Here is an 18,025-nt window from a genome sequence, read left to right on the forward strand (position 1 = left end):
GACAGAAGGAGGTGTTATGTTATGTTCCAATCTACAATAGAATTTAATCAAGCAATCTACACAATTTTGAAAAACGTTCAAAATGGAGATACTGATTTCTTTGCTAATTTGGATCTTGAAGATCTCGACGCATATGATGCTCTTGAAAAAGCTGTGAATTTTGGCTATCTCCTTGGCGTCAGTGCAAGACTTGGTGCGGGCGGATCTGTTATGATCTCCAAATCAAATCCTCGTTTAAGTTACGAAGGTTTGGATTTCGTTGAGAAATTTAATAAATAGAAACTGCCCGATATAAAAAGAGTCACGTCATATGCAGGCACTAGCTTGCACGAACGTGACTCTTTCCTTTTCACCACAATAGCATTTTAACACGGCAATTAAGACTATGAGTCCCCGAATTATTTTTCCAATTTCAAATATATCCGCATAGCCTTCTCACGTCCTCGATAGAACTAGGCCTTTGATACGCGTGTTATGATTTTTATCTCTTGCCAGCTCTTCTTCTCGACAAACGCCTGTTTCAAAAGTTCAACATATTGCGGTTTGTAGTCTTCCAGCAACTTTATCACCTGGTCCACTCGCTCAATCCCTGTGACTCGGGCAATTTCAATCCAAACTATAAAAAAAGGAAACTCCTTATGTATCAAGGAGTTTCCTTTTCTTAATGTATGCCGAGGACCGGGATCGAACCGGTACGGTAGTCACCTACCGCAGGATTTTAAGTCCTGTGCGTCTGCCAATTCCGCCACCCCGGCAGGATTATGTATTTCTTGGCGACAAGAAATATCTTACCATGAACTAATTAACTTTGCAACACTTTTTATAAAATAATCCAACTATATAAGTTTAACTAATGATTTACACGATAACGGAGAGGACAGAAAAAACTGAAAAAGCGAAGCGTTCGCCTTTATCACCGGATTTTCCCTTTCAAAAGGGAATCGAAAAAATCTGGGGATAACAGCGATTAGAAGGATATTCTGTCATCGGAGTGTCAGTGTAAATAATCTTTAGTTCAACTTATAAAAAATGAAACAGGCACTGTAAGCGTCAGCTCACAGTGCCTAGAAAGTCCGAGTTGCGGTCCCGGACTTCCGGTAAACCAATCTATATTAAGGGAGGTGTGAGATAAGAATACCTCCCCAACATTAAAGAAACCTAAAATCAGCCTTAAATTAAACTAAAAAAGTAAAATCGGTCGAACACGGGCCGCCTCTTCCTCACTGCACTCCACAATAACCAAGATATGGTCCTTTAACAGCCAATCTTCATAATACCGTGCGTCTTCTTCCGAGATCCCCGCTTCAGTCAGTGTAAGCACCAAATCATCGGTCTCACTCCCAATCTCATTACCAGCGAGCCTGCGTACTGCTTTTCCGATCGACATCGTCTGATCCATCCGTTTCCCCAGACCAGCCAATATCCCTTTTAGCGCGCCAAAGGCACCATCCGTTCCTGCACCTTTTAATGGTTTGGGCAGACCTGTCTTCTCGCTCACCAACTCGAGATTAAGCTGTTCCTTCGCCACGGCTCCCAGATATTTATCCTTAATACCTTGCTCTTTAGCCTTATTCAGCATAATTATAGCCTCGTTCTCGGTACGGGCCAGCCCAATAATCAATTGTGTCATTCCGTTCCCCTCCTTTTACCCTAATATAACCCCGTAATGACCATTCAAAAACGGATAATCCACAGCTAAGACAAATCACCTATGAGATTACTTATTTCTCTTCTGGAAATCTATACCTAGTTCTGATAGACTAGATAAAGAAGACAAATTAACCATTGAAAACATTGACATATGGATTTAACATCTCATAATCAGGAGCAATGACTTATGAAAAAAGAGGTAGAAATTGCCATCCGGCGCAAACAACAGATCACGGTTCGTAATACAAGCGGTCAGACGATAACCGGTTATCCCGAGCGAACCGCTGATACATCCATTCTCTCCTTACGTACCGTTCACGGTAGTCTGTGGATACCGTTTGATGAGGTTGAACATGTTACGCGTCTGTTAAGCATCCGGTCTCATCATTTAAGCGGAATGCAACTCGTGTAGTCGAACTGTAATCCTAGAAACTCAGTTCCCGTATAGATACGTTAATTAAATCTATTTATGCCAGCACATCATACCAAAAAACCAGACGCATGCACGTCTGGTTTTTCTCTTTTTGTTACTTCACTACAAACTTCACTCGCGTTCCATCCGGATATGTACTTAACTGATTCCCTACCCATGAACCTGCACCACGATTATCCTTCGGGGTAATGTATTGGATATCTGCACCTGTGCCACCCTCAGCGCACATCGCCATAGGCCACTCGTCACGATCCTTACCTTTTTTGACCGGAACACCCTTGAGTGATAGATCCCGATTGGCCTCAGCTCCACTACGATCAATGGTGCATACATCCGAATGCCCTGCCTTAATGGCAGCTTTAATATGATTGGCTGTTTCGGGATAGCGCTCAGAAGGAAACGTAATGGTATGGTCTACACTCTTATTCGTTCCTCCGAATGGATTAGGTATCTCCTCCGGCCATTCTCCCCCCGCCCAGGCGTAGAGGGCTACCAGCAGCATCGCTACCAGTGTCAGTAACTGCTTTTTGAAGCCTTGTTTACCTTTTCGTTTTCGTCCAGTGCGTCTCTTACTCATGCTGTGTCTCCCCCATTCAACATTAGCATTATAACAGAACACCCGTTCGCAAAACAATAAAACAAATAAAAAAACAGCCGAGACCACCCGGCTGTCCTGCTTGTTTGATTATCCTACATTGGGAATGGCCTGTTGGCGCAGTAAAGGCAGTGTCACCTCAAACTGTGTACCTATTCCCTCGGTACTCTCTACTGTAATCTGGCCATTCATCAGTTCCAGCAGTTCTTTGCAGATGGTCAGCCCCAGCCCGCTTCCGCCAAATCGACGCGCATGGGAGATGTCAGTCTGGGTAAATGCATCAAACAATTGTTCAATCTGATGCTGAGGAATGCCAATTCCCGTATCACGCACAGAGAATACCAAAACTATGGTATCCATGATTTGTTTCCTCACATCCACCTGTAACTGCACTTCACCTTGTTCCGTGAACTTGATCGCATTACTCAGCAAATTATCCAGTACCTGCCGAAGTCTTAGCGGGTCACCGATAAGCACATCGGGAACATTCAGATCAGCATGACAGAGCAAACGTATGTGTTTATTCCGCGCTGCAGGCTCATGTGTCTTTACAATCTGTTGAATCAGCTTCAACGGTTGAAACTCAATGTTTTCGACATCCATTTTGCCTCTGCCCAGTTTCGCCATATCCAGGCTATTGTTAACGATGTTAAGCAACGCCTCACTCGATTGACGTGCAAGCTCCAGATATTCTCTCTGCTCATCCGTAATTTCACCCATACTGGCAAGTTCGATCATTCCCATAATGCCGTTGAGCGGGGTACGAAGCTCGTGATTCAGCTTTCCGATGAATTCCAATTGCCCTCTGCTGTTCATCTCAGCCATGGAAGTTGCGAATTTTAACTGTTGTTCGGCATACTTCCGTTCTGAGATATCATATTGAATGCCTACAAAATATAAACACTCTCCAGATTCATTAAAGATCGGATCAATATTCAGTTCGTTCCAGAACTTCTGGCCACTTTTTGTATAATTTAAGATATCAATCTTAATGGACTGTTGTTTCTTTAATGCATCACGAATCTGCATTACTGTTTCGGGGTCTGTGTCCTGTCCTTGCAAGAATCGGCAATTCTGTCCTACAGACTCTTCATACGTGTATCCTGTCAGCCGGGTAAAGTGTTCGTTTACATACATGAGCGGAAGCTCAGGCAAGGTAGCATCGACCACGGTCACGGAGGATTTCACTTTCGAGATGATAAATTCCCACTGTAATGGGAGTTGATTATGTTGGCTCATGCCTTCCTCCTTCATCTCACACACGTTAATGTTTATATAGTCTGTATTCGTACATTATATGGAGATACAACTAACCAAATGGTATGTGTTGATATTGGAACAATATATTTTAATTGTAACACAGTTATTCAAGTCGTGTGGTTTATGGGTAATAGTTGATAACTAACATTCGACATTAACCTATCTGTCATCAGGAGGAATACGCATGAAATTTCTGTTAATCATCATCATTATTATTTTGATCGTAGTCTTTTTTACCAGACGTAAACGTTAAGATGAGATTGTTATGTAAGTAAGAAAGGAAGATGGGTATGAGAACCCTCTTTTTTATATTCATGGTACTCTGTATCATCAATTTCTGTTTCCCAAAATTCGGATGGTATCTGCGCTATGGCTGGATTTTCCGCGGTGAGGCCGAACCCAGCAGGCCTTATATGACGATGGTAAGAACGACCAGCCTGCTGATGTTACTTATCGCCTTCACACTCACTATGGCATGAACGTTAACCATTAGAAGATGACTGCCCTGTTGGGCAGTTTCTTTTTTTGTGCTGAAATGACGGGAAAATGATAACTTTGTTTGTGGTGTAATGATGACAATGCCCGTAATATAGATATATCGTTTCGGAAAGGACATCACTGGCATGAACATCGCATTTTATCCGTATTGGGCCGCCAAAACGCTGCTCTCGCTTATTAATGTCATATATATCATGGTCATTACTACGTTGATTTACAGTCACACTGGATCGGTACTCTATGCTGCAATGTTTCCACTAATTCAGATCATTACACATATAACAGCAGGTTTCACTTTGCCATTACTTGTGAACCATTTCCCATTCTCCAAACTATTGATCCGCATTTCCATAGCCAAAACATTCATCATGACCTGTGTAGCCATTTCATTGAGTCACTTAATTTCACAGCTACCGCTTCTATTGATCGGCATGGCCGTACTATCCTTTTTGAATGGATGGGAATCTCTGTTACTGAATGCTCTGACACCACAATTGGTTCAGAGAGAAGATCTTGCAAAAGCCAATAGCCTCCTCATTTTCTCCAACCAGACTGTAACCATTGTCGGTTACGCCATGACGGGATTCGCCGTGATGAACTGGGGGGCGTCACAGACTTTCTGGGCAGCTACATGCCTGTCCTGGACCGTTCTAATTTTCCAAATTGCCCTTGGCTCGCTCACACGCGGTATAGAACAATCCCAGGAATCTGATGTACCGCGTCACGAATGGAGGGAAGGCTGGAGTATGCTCCGGAAGAATCCAACATTACGACTGATCACGCTTATGGACATTGCCCAGGCACTTGCGGGTTCGATCTGGATTGGAGCTATAACGCTGGCCTTTGCAAAAGAAGTTCTGGCACGAGGAGAAGGCTGGTGGGGACTTATGAACTCGAGTTACGCTGTTGGAACCATGCTTGGAGGTATGCTGGCTCTTGCACTGGCCAAACGGATTAGGAAGCATTTAATCGCTAGCATGACCATGTGTTCTCTTCTCTTGAGCATGCTGACCATCGTTTATGGTATAAACAACCTGCCATGGCTCGCTCTGGTGTTATGCATTATCATGGGTCCAGTTCATCAGATTCGTAATCTGGCTCAGCAGACAGCGCTTCAGAACAGTGTACCTGTCGAATCTCTAACCCAGGGATACGCCACACATGGCGTCCTGATCTCCACGGTTACGAGTGTGTCCATAGTCATCTTTGGTCTAGCCGCTGATCAGCTGGGCGTTCAATGGGTGTACCTCATTGGTGGAGCCTTATTTCTCGCGTCTGCAATATGCTCATTATTACTCGGCACGGTTCACAGGAGCCAGCCCATTGCTAAACATACGAAAAATATGTAAATCAAAAAGACGAGCAACCTCTGCTCGTCCCATACAATCTCAATCCAATCGATAATCTGTCAGCGGCTTGCCTTGTTTATAGTACAAGGTGGGTGACAATATGTTGAAGAAAATATGTACATCCGGCATGTACGCTTCTTCCAGAATAGCCTGCAACGACGATGCAATCCGGTTATGAACCTCCTGATCACGTTGAAACATCAAAATCTCTATAGAAGCCGGAGAAGGTGTTAGCGCTTGTACATCATGACGCTCTGCCTTCATTCTCTCCCGTGGAATATGAGTAATAAGGGCCATCTGCTCTGTAATTTGCGGTACAACTTCCTCTAGTTGAGGACCTGTAAATCCTTTAAAGCGAATAAACGGCATTGCTATCCCTTCAATCTCTGTTAATAGTCTCTTATGTGATTTTAAGCACATTGTTTTCAGTTGTCAAATGTCATCGATGACATATGTTGTTTCTTATTTATAGGAAAAGCCCCGCTGAAGTCTCAGCGGAGCCACTCTTTGCACGTTACTATACGTGACTTACAGCCAGAAAGATTTTGTGATGATCACGAGCAGGATGAAAAGCACGAGAATCGCACTTGTAGAAGTCCATCCACCGAATCCACCAACATTGCCACAACCGTATCCAACTTGACTCATTTGATTGGCCTCCTTTGAATTTCAAGGTATGCCATAACATATGCGTATTCTGTGCAAGTGACCGGGCGAATCGGCAAGTTCAACAGCCCATTCATCTTGGATTCATGCCCGTTATTTTAACTGGATGGGGCGATGGAGATTTTCAATTGTTTTTCTTCTGATTCCTTAGATGAAGGCTCCGTAATTCCTCTGTCTAGAAGGATTGTACGAGTACGTGTATCACTTCGGGATGCCAGAACAACCTCGCCATCAGGTGTTATACAATAGGAAATTGGAATGGAGATCTCGCTGTCGCGGTAGAAACCATCCGCATGGCTTGTCCCCATGACAATACAATGCTGCTGCATGGCGATCTTACTCGCCTCTTCAACCCACTCACTGTACTGCTCTTCACTGAACATCCCCACACCAATGGAATGCATCACAATATCCACATTTCCTATACTCTCGTTGGAAAATCCTTGCAGGACAAGCTCATCACACAACAACGTGCTTATTTTCCACCCCTGTTCCACGATCGTCTCAGCAGGTGTATATTTAGCTTTCTCCAATACAATCTCTCCAGCTTTACTGATGATGATCGATCGGTCCTTCGGACGTTCTTGCAACCTGCGATGACCTGATACAATCATGGTTCCGTATTCAGCCGCCAAGCGGCAAGCGTCTCCGACATTCTGGTTGAGATAACCTTCAGGATAGAATATTATATCCGCATCTGGGTGTTGCTTAAGTTCGGCTTCAAGCTGCAGCAGATGCTGTTCCAGCCTGGGTTGTCCAATGATAATCTTCATTCGGTATCCCCCGTTCAATAATAAAAACCGGTTCATACCTGAATAAGGTACGAAACCGGCTTAAAGGTTGTACGAGCAGTATTCATGCGCATCGTATTTGCTTCAAGAGTAATTGATTCTCATGTTATTGTTCGATAAATCAATTACCTTTACAGTTCAGTGCTATGTAGTTAGGCATTTCTACGTTCAATACTATCATATATAGCCTGCCCATCATAGCTTCGATCTGTACCGATGTCTTTCACAAAGAGGGCGCTGCCTGCGGCACTATTCGCATTAACAGACAGCACGCTAAACGCACCCACAATCCACATTAATGGATATAATGCAACGGATAAGGCTTTTTTCATACCGTTGTCTCCTTTTCTGTTGAAATAGTTAATTGGTTAAATATCCCATTAATACGATTACAACCAATTAGGTTTCAATTTTATATACAACCATCCCTATTTCTATAGATATAGGAGACAAGACTACAATGCTCCGTTCAGATTAACTCAAAACTCTGGAGCAACGCTGCCGCCTCTTCATGTTCCGGTTCCAGAGCGAGCACTTGATGGGTATAGGAAAGTGTTTCTTCTTCAAGTTCAAGCTCATAACAGCACACGGCCAAGTCGTACAAGACGGCTGGATTATGGTTACTTGGATCTGCAACCAATGATATCTCCAGAAACCGTTTCGCATCCTCATACATATACATTTCATATAATAGCTGCCCTGCCAGAAATGCAAGCCCCCCTTGCTGTTCCATCACATAATAGGACGACCACATCGTATGAATACCAGACTGAATATCGAGCATTTCCTCATCACTTGCATCAGGAAGAAGACTGGAGATGTGCGTCGCACTATGGATTAAGAACTCAGCGTCATATCCACCCAGACGCCAGAACGGCAATATATGCTTCAACTCCATAGTCTCTATTTGAGAGTCTACCCATTGTTTCATGCTAAAAAAGTCATCCGGTCCGAAACGTTCCACAAATCGATGATAGGCCAGACGTGTGTTCACGAAACTGATTGGTTCATCCACCATCAACATGCACCCGACATTCAGATCTTTATAATGATGTGTTGTGAATCGAGTATGTGCTCCCTGTTGTTCCAAAACATATTGAATCGCATGGTAGTTGGCTGTCAAAGAAAAACTTCCATGAAGAACGAATTCAGGTGGCTCTGCGAACTTCCAGTTATCCAGACGATGATCCCCTTTATCAGCAGTAATCAACACATAACCTGACTGCGACAACTTGTTTAACCGTTCAAGACAGGACAAGCCAATTGCGGGAAAAAGGATGTGCGAGTCCTCCAGCTCATCTTTGTACAATGTGATAAGGCTCTTGTATGGATAGTTATCTGCACTGTATTCAGGCGCCCGGCGATACTCATAACTGAGTGTCATGTTCTTCAACATCTCAGCGGGATCCAGATCATGACGACGATCAGGAGACTGAACGAGCAGATCACACTCATATATCTCGCCAGACCCAATATAAATTAGTTCCTGCGGAATGCTGTCAAAAAAGTAATTGGCAATCAGCAACAACGGTTGTTTCAGATCACCGGGCCGTATAACCGTGCCTGCGACGACCAGATTTAATTCTGTATCCTTTACAGCGTCAAAACGTGCAAAATCCACTATGCCTTGTTGAATAAAGGATTGCATGGATGGATGCTCTTGCCAACCGAGCACATTCTCCGCTACAAGATCGGTCATTACATATCTGAAAGGTGGTAACTGTATTCCCGCAAATTGTTTGAGTTCCAGCAGCTTCAAGAGAATTTGATGCGCCAAACGCCCGACTCCTGCCCCAAGTTCCAGAATGGTGACGGTCTCGGTGATCTGTCCCTTGTTCGCGAGATCCTGAAGAAATCCAAAAATCATCTCTGCATACGCCGTGGCAATCATCGGATTACTGGTAATATATTGTGGGACTTGATTCTCTGTCCAAGCTTGCAAGCCCTTCTGTTCATAATAGGCTCTCTGCCAATCCCAGACCGGAGCTTCACTGTAACGAAAACGTTGACTTTCATTTGACGTCATTAAAATGGAAACCTGCTTTCTATCACTAATTTCATAAAATTCTCGGATGTTCTAGACACTACTTATTTTCAATGCCAATCAATCTCTGTACATGCATTATATCATAGAACCCTGCCTACTCGATGAAGATCAGTTTCCCCTCTTAAACACGAAAAAAACCTGCTTTTGAGGGCAGGTCTGTGAGTCTTTTCATTAAGAAGACTATTAATTTATTTTTAAAGCAAGGATGGTAACATTAGTCCGAATACAAAGCTCCCTCAAAGTTTTCAGGTCCTACACGGATCGTACCAAGCAAGTTGGAGCTGATAAATGCCGTGTACGTCAATTGAGGGGTTACTGGCGGATCGAAGTCACTTGCCGAGAACGTAATTACCTGAGGTGCCAATACACTTAAATTGAAAGTTGAAGTTGCCGAATATATAACTGGGTCTGTTGACAAAGTTCCTCTGACAATCGTAATCGTTATACCCACGAGTGCCAGTGGCAGTTGCACAGATACCGTTCCCGTAAATTGCACCCGCGGGTTAGCTCCAATACTGCCTCCTGTGATTAGACCGATCTGGCCAAATAATTGTGGCGTGTTAATAACAAGGATTGGTATTGCGATCGAGTTCGCCAAGCTCGCATTCTGCGAAGTTCTTGCATCAATAAATTGACTCATGAAATCTACCTCCTATGGGTTGGGATAAGGTAGTATATGCGAGATTTGAGATATGGCATGGACATACATTGACTTTCACAAAAAAGGGCATATTAGAAAGATACCAACAACAAAGTTACGCATTTGCTCTAGCAGCTGATTGCAGACAGAAAAAAACCCTTGCTAGGCAAGGGTTTCAAGAGTATGGGCCCTACAGGACTCGAACCTGTGACCAATCGGTTATGAGCCGACCGCTCTAACCAACTGAGCTAAGGGCCCTAGACATAATGTATAACGTGCAGATGATGGCTGTAAATCATCCAAGTGAAACTAAATTGCGGGGGCAGGATTTGAACCTGCGGCCTTCGGGTTATGAGCCCGACGAGCTACCGGGCTGCTCCACCCCGCGTCAGTAATAAATATTAAAACAGCGACTTAATTAATATACACTATTGTTACCCTATAAGTCAAGGGGTAATGTCAGGGAATAAATCGCACACCGTAACGACCCTTGCGTGATCGATAAACTTCCACTTCCGCCGGTTCATTATGACCATATATCCATCCATCCTGTTCCATACGCTTGGCCAGACATCCTGCCTGAAATTTGGTTGCATACAACTTGCTGAAATATACCCAGTGCATACCGCTCGTCCTTTCCGGAGTCGTCATTTATTCCTGCTTTTTGTAGAATACCCCATTTTCATAAAAATAGCCGCCCAAGATTAAAATCTTCAGCGGCTATCCTTATAATAAAACTACTCAATCAACTCTCATTTCTCATTGAAACGTGGCTTTAGGATCCTTTTTCAATTTTTCCAGCATCTCGTTTCCTTTAGCTGCCCACTCACCAAGTGCTTCTTTTGGTGTCTTTTTGTTCTCGAGAACCTGATTGAAATATTCCATGCCTTTTTCGTTCACTTGCCATAGACCTGGGGATTTTTGATACATTTTATCCAGGTTGGTATTCGTTGGCGGAATCGGCTTCAAAGAATAGAAAGCTTGTATGTTGTAATCCAAGCCATCTTTTGGCTTGATGAAGCTCTTACGGGACACCATCTCATAGCTGCTACGCGCCTTAATTTTAGCCCAATCTTCACTGTTCATGTACTTGATCAGTTCCCACGCATCATCCGGGTTCTGAGCCGCACTATTAATCGCCATGAGATTGCTCAGGTAGATGCTGCCTCCAATTTCAGGAGCTTCCGGGTGAACTGGAGGTGTAACTACATCCCAATCCACTTTCGTAAAGTCTTTCATTTTATCTGCATTTTTATTGGCATCAATTAATTGATTAATATAGCTGTAATCGCCAATAGCCATGGCTGCCTTGCCGCTCAGGAACAGGTCACCCTGTATTGGATCATAACGTCCGCTCGGATTCTGATCCTGCGGTTCGTCTCCTTTAGGGATGACTTTGTCAATGGCAAGTTTGCTGATGGTACTCCACACTTTCTCCCATTGAGGAGAATCTACGGTCATCTTCTCTGCTTTGTCATCGAACGTCTTCAGTTGCAACGCGCTATAGTACTGCTGCATGGAGTAGTAAGGCGAACCACCCTGATATGTCGTGAAGGTGAAACCAAATACGTGATCTTTACCCTCGCCTTTTGTAAGTCGGGTACCCAGATTGAAGATATCGTCCCAAGTCATATTGTCCGTTGGCGGTTCCACGCCTGCTTTTTCAAACATTCCCTTGTTATAGAACAAAGCGGAAGAGGAGAACGTTGGTGTCAATGCATAAATGCTCTGATCCCCCAGATCTTTGATACCCTCCAGCACACTAGGAACAATGTCTGTCGTATCAAACTTGTCTTCTTGCATTAATGGATCCAGCTGTTTCACCAGATTCTCCTGAATTAATGATTTGACTGTAGAGGTATCTGCCACGATGACGTCAACCGGATTATCGCCAGTCATTATCTTCTTCAGACTTTCCATCGTATCCGGAACTTCCTGCTGTTCTTCGGTGTTGCCATACCCATACATGCTGCTCTGATCAACGGCAGCTACAATCTCAATGGTTACATTGGGATGGGTCAACTCAAAAGCATCGGTAAATTGTTGACGGAAATAACTGTCGTCTTGTCCTCCCCACATAGTAGCCACACGTAATACACGTTGCTCTGTATCCTTCGCCTCACTTGCCGTACATCCTGCAATCAGCGGCAATGCAAGCGTCGCAGTAGCCATGACAGCCAGCACACGTTTTCCCCACAACCTGTTCTTCATCTCCCAATTCCCCCTCATTAATTATCTTGGCGGTGTAATGACAATGCGTTCACCGTCAAATTCCAATGTAGCCCGGTTATCGATGGCTAAGGCCTCCAGATACTCTTTTGGCACCTGAAGCCGCCCAGCACGGTCAATAATGACAAATGCTTCATGAATGTCCGGCATACCCGTCTCGGATAAGCTATGCTCATCGTCCAAATTCGGGTTGCGCTTCACAAACTCGGTACTGGTCAAGCCGTCCCGGATCGCAACGATCCGGTCTACCTTGCCAGCTAACGTCAAGTCATGGGTAACGATGACAATCGTAACGCCGAGTTCCTTGTTCATTTTTCGGAAAATGCCCATGATTGTATCACATGTCTCGGAATCGACCGAACCCGTTGGTTCGTCTGCAAGCAGAATTTTGGGACGATTGGATAAGGAGATCGCAATCGCTACCCGTTGCTGCTCTCCTCCTGACAATTGATGCAATTTGTTATTCATCCGATCCTTAAGCCCTACCCATTCGAGCAACTGTTTCGCGTAAGCACGATCACGCTTGCCTCCCAGAATCATGGGCGTCTCCACATTCTCCAGTGCCGTGAGATAAGGCAGCAAGTTACGACCGTTATTTTGCCAGATAAAACCTACCGTATGACGTTTGTATTCAACTAATTGGGCATCTGTCATCTTCAGCAAATCCCAGTCTCCCACAACAGCCGTACCCGCCGTAGGACGATCAAGTCCACCCAGAATATTCAGCAGTGTGGATTTACCGCTACCGCTGTTACCAATGATGGCCATCATTTCACCTTGATTGACAGACAGGTTGAGACCCTGAAGGGCAACGACTTCCACATCGCTGGATTTAAAAATTTTGACAAGTCCTTCGCATTGGATCACGTTTACCTCTCCTCTCCCATTTTGACCGCCTGGTGAACACGCAGTCTGCGAATCTGCCAGAGCAACATCGTTGCACCAATGACCAGCATCACCACAGTAACCCCATACAGTTGCAACATATCCTGCTGCTCAAAGACAATACGGAACGGAGGTACCTGAGCAGATACATTATCCGTCGTTTGCAGGAATGGCAGGAATAAACGACTGGATACCTGACCAATACCAATACCTAACAGGATCGATAGCCCCGCTGTGAATACCTGCTCCAGCAGCAGCATGCCGCTTAGTTGTGCACGAGACAATCCCATGGCACGTAATACACCGAACTGCACAACACGTCCGGACAGGTTGAAGAACCAGTACAGCACGTATCCAATCAACGAGATAATCACCGATACCAGGAAACCAAGGCTCAGAATTCCGAATACGCCACCTCGTGATGGGTGTTTACCCTGAGATACCAATTCGGTGCGTACGTCACGCACAGAAGATAACTCAATCCCTTCTGCCGCAAGTTTCTCCATTAATGGAGCCACTTTGGCATCCGGTTCCATTTTCAGCCATACCTCATAAGGAATTAGAGGCACCTGATCGTAGATATAATCCAGATTAGCCACGAAGAATGGCATCTGATCCGGATACTGGGATGGCCAGTAAGGAATGATTCCGAAGACTACGAATTCAATCGCCTGTCCCTGTATACCCATGGAGACGAGGTCTCCGGTTTTCAGCTTGAATTTGTCAGCAAATTTGGAAGAGATCAATACAGCCCCTTCATATTTGCCGAGCAAGTCAAGGTACTTGTAGGGATGTGCCGGGAACAGATCGTTGCGGAACCAAGCCACTTGAGCGAAATCCACATTATCAATCCCGACCAGCATCCCCTGCCCACCCGATTTACCAGAGACGATTATATTGCCTTTGGTCTGCAGTACTCTTGCTGCATGTTCGACACCATCTAATCTGCGGAACACTTCAAAAGGAGGTTCGGAGTAGATAACTTTGGATGGCTGCGAAGAACCGCCGCCACCACCTGGAGCACCTCCTCCGCCGGGAGCGCCACCACCCGTACCACCACCGCCTTGTTGGCCTCCACCCGTGCCGCCATTCTGCCCGGAACCGCCGGGTTTAACCTCAGGTGTTCCTTCCCACACCGTCTGCATAATCACATCAGAACCATAACGGTACAAGGTGCGCTCAGTGGAATTCAGATCAATAGTCCGAGCCGCAGCCGAGTTGTACACCCCAAGTCCCAATGTCAGTACAAGGAGTATCATCAGCGGATAATAAGACGAAGATGAACGCGATAGCTGCGTTAATGTCAGATACAACGGGACCGGGAGCAACTTGCGACCAATCAGCTGAATCAGCTTCAATATCCACGGGAACAAGCGCAGGAAGAATAGTCCGAGCGCAAAGATCGCGAGTGCGGGTACAAAGAACAGAAACGGCTGTACCTGCAATTGATCGGTTGTCATTCCCGTCTGGAAGGTCAACATCTGGCGTTCATAGAACAGGTAGTATCCATATCCAGCCAGACCCAGTAACACAACATCCAGGAACCAGCGTTGCCATACTGGAGCACGGTCTGTACGTGCTTGCCGCCGTTTGGCTGATACAATGGTTGCCCGTGCATAGGTTATCGCAGGGATCAGGGAGGCAATAATGGCAACAAGCACTGCTGCTACACCTAAAAGAATGGCTTCTTTGGATACGCCAATTGGGATCGACTTTCGATCAACAAAGGATAGAAATCCACTTGCTGAACCAATACTCTTGGCCATAAAATAACCGAGCAACGGCCCGATAATTAGCGCAATAGCGCCCAAAAATATACCTTCAAGCAGGTAGAGAGAGAAGATCTGCCGAGCGGAAGCTCCACGGCTGCGCAATACCGCAATATCACTCTCTTGCTTCTGTAATGACTGTCTGGCATTCATAGCAATAAAATAAAAGACCATCGCAATCATTGGTGCTGCCAAGGTAAACAGCATCGTCTGCAATTGCAGACTCTGACTGCGGAACTGCTTGAGCAGATCACCGAAGGTAATGTCCACTTTTGTATCTTTCAGCCGCTGATACAGATCGATATCCAGCCTTTCCAGCATGGAAGTCAGACCTGATAACTGGCTGGTTTGAATTTCCTTCAGATCGAAGGCATAGTACCAACGTGAGTTTTGAAGTGGAATGCCTTTTTCTTTCAGTAAAACATCATTAAAAACCGATTCATCCACATAAAGTCCATTCATCATGCCGTCAAATCCCTGTACCCAGTAAGGACTGTTTGGATCATCTGCCTTGAAGGACCCCGTAATCTTCACACGCAACGTTATATCAAGACCGCTGTATACCGGATATTCCAGAATATCACCGATATGCAGATCGTTACGGTACATGCCTTCTTCCAACATGACTGCCTCGATAATATCGTCCTTGACCTGATTGCCAGGTTTCACTCCGGCTGAGTAATTCACCTGTGCATCCAGTCCACTCATCGTGCCCATACTCATACTGCGCACCCGGCTGGCGTCCACTTTGGTTGGATCCTCTGGACTCACCTCGGTGCTGCGAATGGATCTGGCATTCACATACGTATGGAATGGGAAACCGATCTCGCGAGGAACATCCTCACGAATATATCGATCTACTTCATCCAGACCCCTTGTGTCTGTCTTCACACCACCAGGTGCCTGATAACTCATGAGCAACGAACCCGCTGGCAATCCTTCACTATTATCCTGTAACGTCTGCGCGACGACCCGTTTCAGTGCACCATCGGCATACATGGGAATACTGACGGTGAACGCAACCGCCACAATTAATCCGATTAATGTGCTGAAGGTCATCCAGCGCGTGTTCCACATTTTGCGGAACAGCAGTCGAAGCAATGGCAGCCCCATTAGCGTCCCACTACTTTCTCGCCTACGGTCAGACCTTTCAGAATCTCAACATCTGTCGATGTCTGCTGGCCCACTTCAACGTCCACTTCACGCTTGCTACCATCACTCTCCACGACTTGTACATACGTTCTTGAACCGATGGAGCGTAAAGCGGATACAGGAATCACAATCGCGTTCTCGGTACGCTGCGTCACAATAGAGACCGATAGAGGTGTGCCACGTTCCACGCCTTTTGGCATTTTTGCAAGTGTAACGATTACATACTTATCCAGCGTTTCCTTCGTTGGAGGCGTCCCGCCTTCCCCCGTTCCTTCGCCACTGCCGCTTCCCGATGCTTCAGCCAGAGGCATGACTTTAATTTTGCCAGCGACTTTACCGGCTCCATTAATGTCCACTTCTGCCTTCATACCGGCTGAGAATTTCTCCAGATCTTCCTTGGCAAAGGTAGCTGCCACAACCAGATTCGATGTATCCGCAATCGTAGCAATCGGGTCATACGCCTTCACGGCTGCACCTTTCTCAACCTGCACAGCAATAACGGTACCACCGAACGGAGCAGTCAACGTGGCTTTGCCCAGTTGCGCCTCCAGATCGGCGAGTTCCTGGCGAAGTTCTTCAAACGCAATCGTTGCCTCTTCGAACTCTACCGGGTCCATCTCATCTTTTTTGCGGAGTGTTTCCTTCATTTGAACTTCGGATTTGCGAATAGCCAGTTTCTTGCCACGGATCTCCTTCTCCACACTTTCCACATCGAGCACGGCTAGAAGTTGACCCTTTTTCACTTTATCTCCTGGTTTAACATTTAACTCTTTGACATGCATGCCATCAAGCGTGAAGTACACCTTCTCTTCTCGCTGACTCATCATCTTGCCACTTCCACTTACTCTTTTCTCCAACGTTTCAGTCCGGACCTCATATTCCGGTTTCTTGGAGATCGTTGGTGGTGTAATTGGCGGAAGCACTTCTTCCTCTGTTTCTGACGGCAGCAATGAGCAGCCAGACATCGTTGCAACCATTATCGCACCAAGTACAATAAGTGCTGCGCGTTTCCCCCTCTTCGGAGCGGCCCCTTTACTTGATAAATCTGCCGTCCGCCATTTCATAAACATGGTCCGCAACCTCCAAAATTGTAGGATCGTGTGTAGTCATACATATCGTTACTTGTTCTACTTCAATAATATTGCGGAATACGGCCATGACCTGAGCGCCCATCTTGGAATCCAGTTCCGCTGTAGGCTCATCCGCAAGCAACAATCTGGGTCTGTGGGCAATCGCCTTGGCTATAGCTACCCGCTGTTGCTCTCCCCCGGACATCTCGAAAGGTCGATGCTTCACCCGTTTGGATAGTCCAACCAGGTCCAGACAGTGACCAACCCTTTCCTTCCACTCCGCTCGCGGAACATCCGCCATTCGCAGCGACAGTTCTACATTTTCCCAAGCAGACAATAAGGGCATGAGTGCATAGGCCTGAAAAATAAAACCGATCTCTTTGCGCCGCAAAGCGGTCCGCCGCCGGTCTCCCCAATCCTGAAGAGGCTGGCCAGAGAACAGAATGTCTCCACTTGAAGGCTGATCCAATCCACCGAGCATATTCAGCAGCGTTGTTTTGCCTGAGCCAGATCGCCCCTTCAGCATGACCAGTTGTTGCGGATTCACTTCCATATCAATGCCTTTGAGCACATGGATGATACGACTGCCTGTCTGGAAACTGCGATGCACGTTACGCACCTCCAGTACAGGTCCATCATATGGAGGCAATATATCCTTCTTCGGTTTGATCTTCTTCGGGGGGTTATCAACGGAAGTGACAGCAGTTGCAGCCACTTCATCTGAAGCGATTTCGGTTTCAAGTACTGGAGGTTCACTCGTCGGGTGATCGTGTTCATTGTTGTATGTATTTTCTCCCGAAACCGTCGATGCCTCCAGCTGTGCTTCCCCCTGTTGATATTCATCGCCTGACTGGCTCTTGGCAGGTCTTTTTCTGAGAAATAAATTCTTCATGCCAGCAATCACGCTCATCCTTTCTTCATATCCCGTTCACTTCTTCAAAAAACCTAAAATTAGAAATCTGTTCCAACCTACACTGAATTATAAACGACC

General features: G+C 45.7%; 18 protein-coding genes and 3 tRNA genes. 3 read left to right on the forward strand and 18 right to left on the reverse strand.

What is annotated here, in order from left to right:
• Positions 1–21 precede the first annotated feature (21 nt).
• Complete coding sequence (locus tag MKY85_RS20685) at positions 22–279, forward strand: hypothetical protein (protein WP_342570661.1); 258 nt, start codon at positions 22–24, stop codon at positions 277–279.
• A 390-nt stretch (positions 280–669) separates the two neighbouring features.
• On the opposite strand, the gene MKY85_RS20690 is transcribed toward MKY85_RS20685, so the two are convergent.
• A tRNA-Leu gene (locus MKY85_RS20690) sits at positions 670–755 on the reverse strand.
• Positions 756–1,180: 425 nt separating this feature from the next.
• Positions 1,181–1,630 carry a hypothetical protein gene (locus MKY85_RS20695; RefSeq protein WP_339235826.1) on the reverse strand — a complete coding sequence of 150 codons (450 nt, stop codon included), beginning with the start codon at positions 1,628–1,630 and terminating at the stop codon, positions 1,181–1,183.
• A gap of 207 nt (positions 1,631–1,837) precedes the next feature.
• Here MKY85_RS20695 and MKY85_RS20700 point away from each other — a divergent pair, with 207 nt between their 5' ends.
• Entirely contained in the window at positions 1,838–2,062 is a 225-nt protein-coding gene (locus tag MKY85_RS20700; protein ID WP_342570662.1) for a hypothetical protein, read from the forward strand.
• Positions 2,063–2,177: 115 nt separating this feature from the next.
• Here MKY85_RS20700 and MKY85_RS20705 read toward each other — a convergent pair whose 3' ends face one another.
• Together MKY85_RS20705 and MKY85_RS20710 are read right to left on the reverse strand one after the other, a co-directional pair.
• Complete coding sequence (locus MKY85_RS20705; protein ID WP_339256383.1) at positions 2,178–2,660, reverse strand: NucA/NucB deoxyribonuclease domain-containing protein; 483 nt, start codon at positions 2,658–2,660, stop codon at positions 2,178–2,180.
• Between the two features lie 108 nt (positions 2,661–2,768).
• Positions 2,769–3,917, reverse strand: a complete 1,149-nt coding sequence (locus MKY85_RS20710) for an ATP-binding protein (RefSeq protein ID WP_339235832.1) — start codon at positions 3,915–3,917, stop codon at positions 2,769–2,771.
• A gap of 644 nt (positions 3,918–4,561) precedes the next feature.
• Between MKY85_RS20710 and MKY85_RS20715 the strand changes: the two genes are divergently transcribed.
• The gene (locus MKY85_RS20715) at positions 4,562–5,785 is read left to right on the forward strand and encodes an MFS transporter (RefSeq protein ID WP_342570663.1); all 1,224 of its coding nucleotides are present in this window, start codon (positions 4,562–4,564) and stop codon (positions 5,783–5,785) included.
• A gap of 39 nt (positions 5,786–5,824) precedes the next feature.
• Here the strand turns inward: MKY85_RS20715 and MKY85_RS20720 are convergent, their stop codons facing one another.
• The 14 genes from MKY85_RS20720 to MKY85_RS20785 all read right to left on the reverse strand — a co-directional run bounded on the left by MKY85_RS20720 (position 5,825) and on the right by MKY85_RS20785 (position 17,944).
• Positions 5,825–6,154 (reverse strand): DUF1904 family protein, encoded by a 330-nt coding sequence (locus tag MKY85_RS20720; protein ID WP_339235837.1) that lies wholly within the window; start codon positions 6,152–6,154, stop codon positions 5,825–5,827.
• 159 nt (positions 6,155–6,313) lie between these two features.
• Complete coding sequence (locus MKY85_RS20725; RefSeq protein WP_253439256.1) at positions 6,314–6,433, reverse strand: YjcZ family sporulation protein; 120 nt, start codon at positions 6,431–6,433, stop codon at positions 6,314–6,316.
• Positions 6,434–6,549: 116 nt separating this feature from the next.
• On the reverse strand, positions 6,550–7,224 hold the full coding sequence (locus MKY85_RS20730) for a hypothetical protein (protein WP_342570664.1): 675 nt from the start codon (positions 7,222–7,224) through the stop codon (positions 6,550–6,552).
• A gap of 170 nt (positions 7,225–7,394) precedes the next feature.
• A complete protein-coding gene (locus MKY85_RS20735) occupies positions 7,395–7,574 on the reverse strand; it encodes a hypothetical protein (protein ID WP_339235841.1) in 180 nt (59 codons plus the stop codon).
• Positions 7,575–7,711: 137 nt separating this feature from the next.
• Positions 7,712–9,268, reverse strand: coding sequence for a tetratricopeptide repeat protein (locus MKY85_RS20740; RefSeq protein ID WP_342570665.1), 1,557 nt, complete (start codon positions 9,266–9,268; stop codon positions 7,712–7,714).
• A 235-nt stretch (positions 9,269–9,503) separates the two neighbouring features.
• On the reverse strand, positions 9,504–9,929 hold the full coding sequence (locus tag MKY85_RS20745; RefSeq protein WP_339235847.1) for a hypothetical protein: 426 nt from the start codon (positions 9,927–9,929) through the stop codon (positions 9,504–9,506).
• A gap of 184 nt (positions 9,930–10,113) precedes the next feature.
• Positions 10,114–10,187: transfer RNA gene (locus MKY85_RS20750), tRNA-Ile, on the reverse strand.
• A 56-nt stretch (positions 10,188–10,243) separates the two neighbouring features.
• Positions 10,244–10,317: transfer RNA gene (locus MKY85_RS20755), tRNA-Met, on the reverse strand.
• A gap of 71 nt (positions 10,318–10,388) precedes the next feature.
• Entirely contained in the window at positions 10,389–10,580 is a 192-nt protein-coding gene (locus tag MKY85_RS20760) for a hypothetical protein (protein ID WP_047843730.1), read from the reverse strand.
• A 108-nt stretch (positions 10,581–10,688) separates the two neighbouring features.
• Entirely contained in the window at positions 10,689–12,140 is a 1,452-nt protein-coding gene (locus MKY85_RS20765) for an extracellular solute-binding protein (protein ID WP_339235850.1), read from the reverse strand.
• A 21-nt stretch (positions 12,141–12,161) separates the two neighbouring features.
• The gene (locus tag MKY85_RS20770; protein WP_342570666.1) at positions 12,162–13,025 is read right to left on the reverse strand and encodes an ABC transporter ATP-binding protein; all 864 of its coding nucleotides are present in this window, start codon (positions 13,023–13,025) and stop codon (positions 12,162–12,164) included.
• Between the two features lie 2 nt (positions 13,026–13,027).
• Positions 13,028–15,925, reverse strand: a complete 2,898-nt coding sequence (locus tag MKY85_RS20775) for an FtsX-like permease family protein (RefSeq protein ID WP_342570667.1) — start codon at positions 15,923–15,925, stop codon at positions 13,028–13,030.
• Positions 15,925–17,034: an efflux RND transporter periplasmic adaptor subunit gene (locus MKY85_RS20780; protein ID WP_339235857.1), complete on the reverse strand. Its 1,110-nt coding sequence runs from the start codon at positions 17,032–17,034 to the stop codon at positions 15,925–15,927. The genes MKY85_RS20775 and MKY85_RS20780 overlap by 1 nt, the downstream gene beginning before the upstream one ends.
• Complete coding sequence (locus tag MKY85_RS20785; RefSeq protein ID WP_342570668.1) at positions 16,997–17,944, reverse strand: ABC transporter ATP-binding protein; 948 nt, start codon at positions 17,942–17,944, stop codon at positions 16,997–16,999. Before MKY85_RS20785 ends, MKY85_RS20780 begins: the two co-directional genes overlap by 38 nt.
• Between the last annotated feature and the right edge of the window lie 81 nt (positions 17,945–18,025).

The organism is Paenibacillus sp. FSL R5-0749 (assembly GCF_038595085.1).
In the GTDB taxonomy this organism is placed as follows: Bacteria; Bacillota; Bacilli; order Paenibacillales; family Paenibacillaceae; genus Paenibacillus.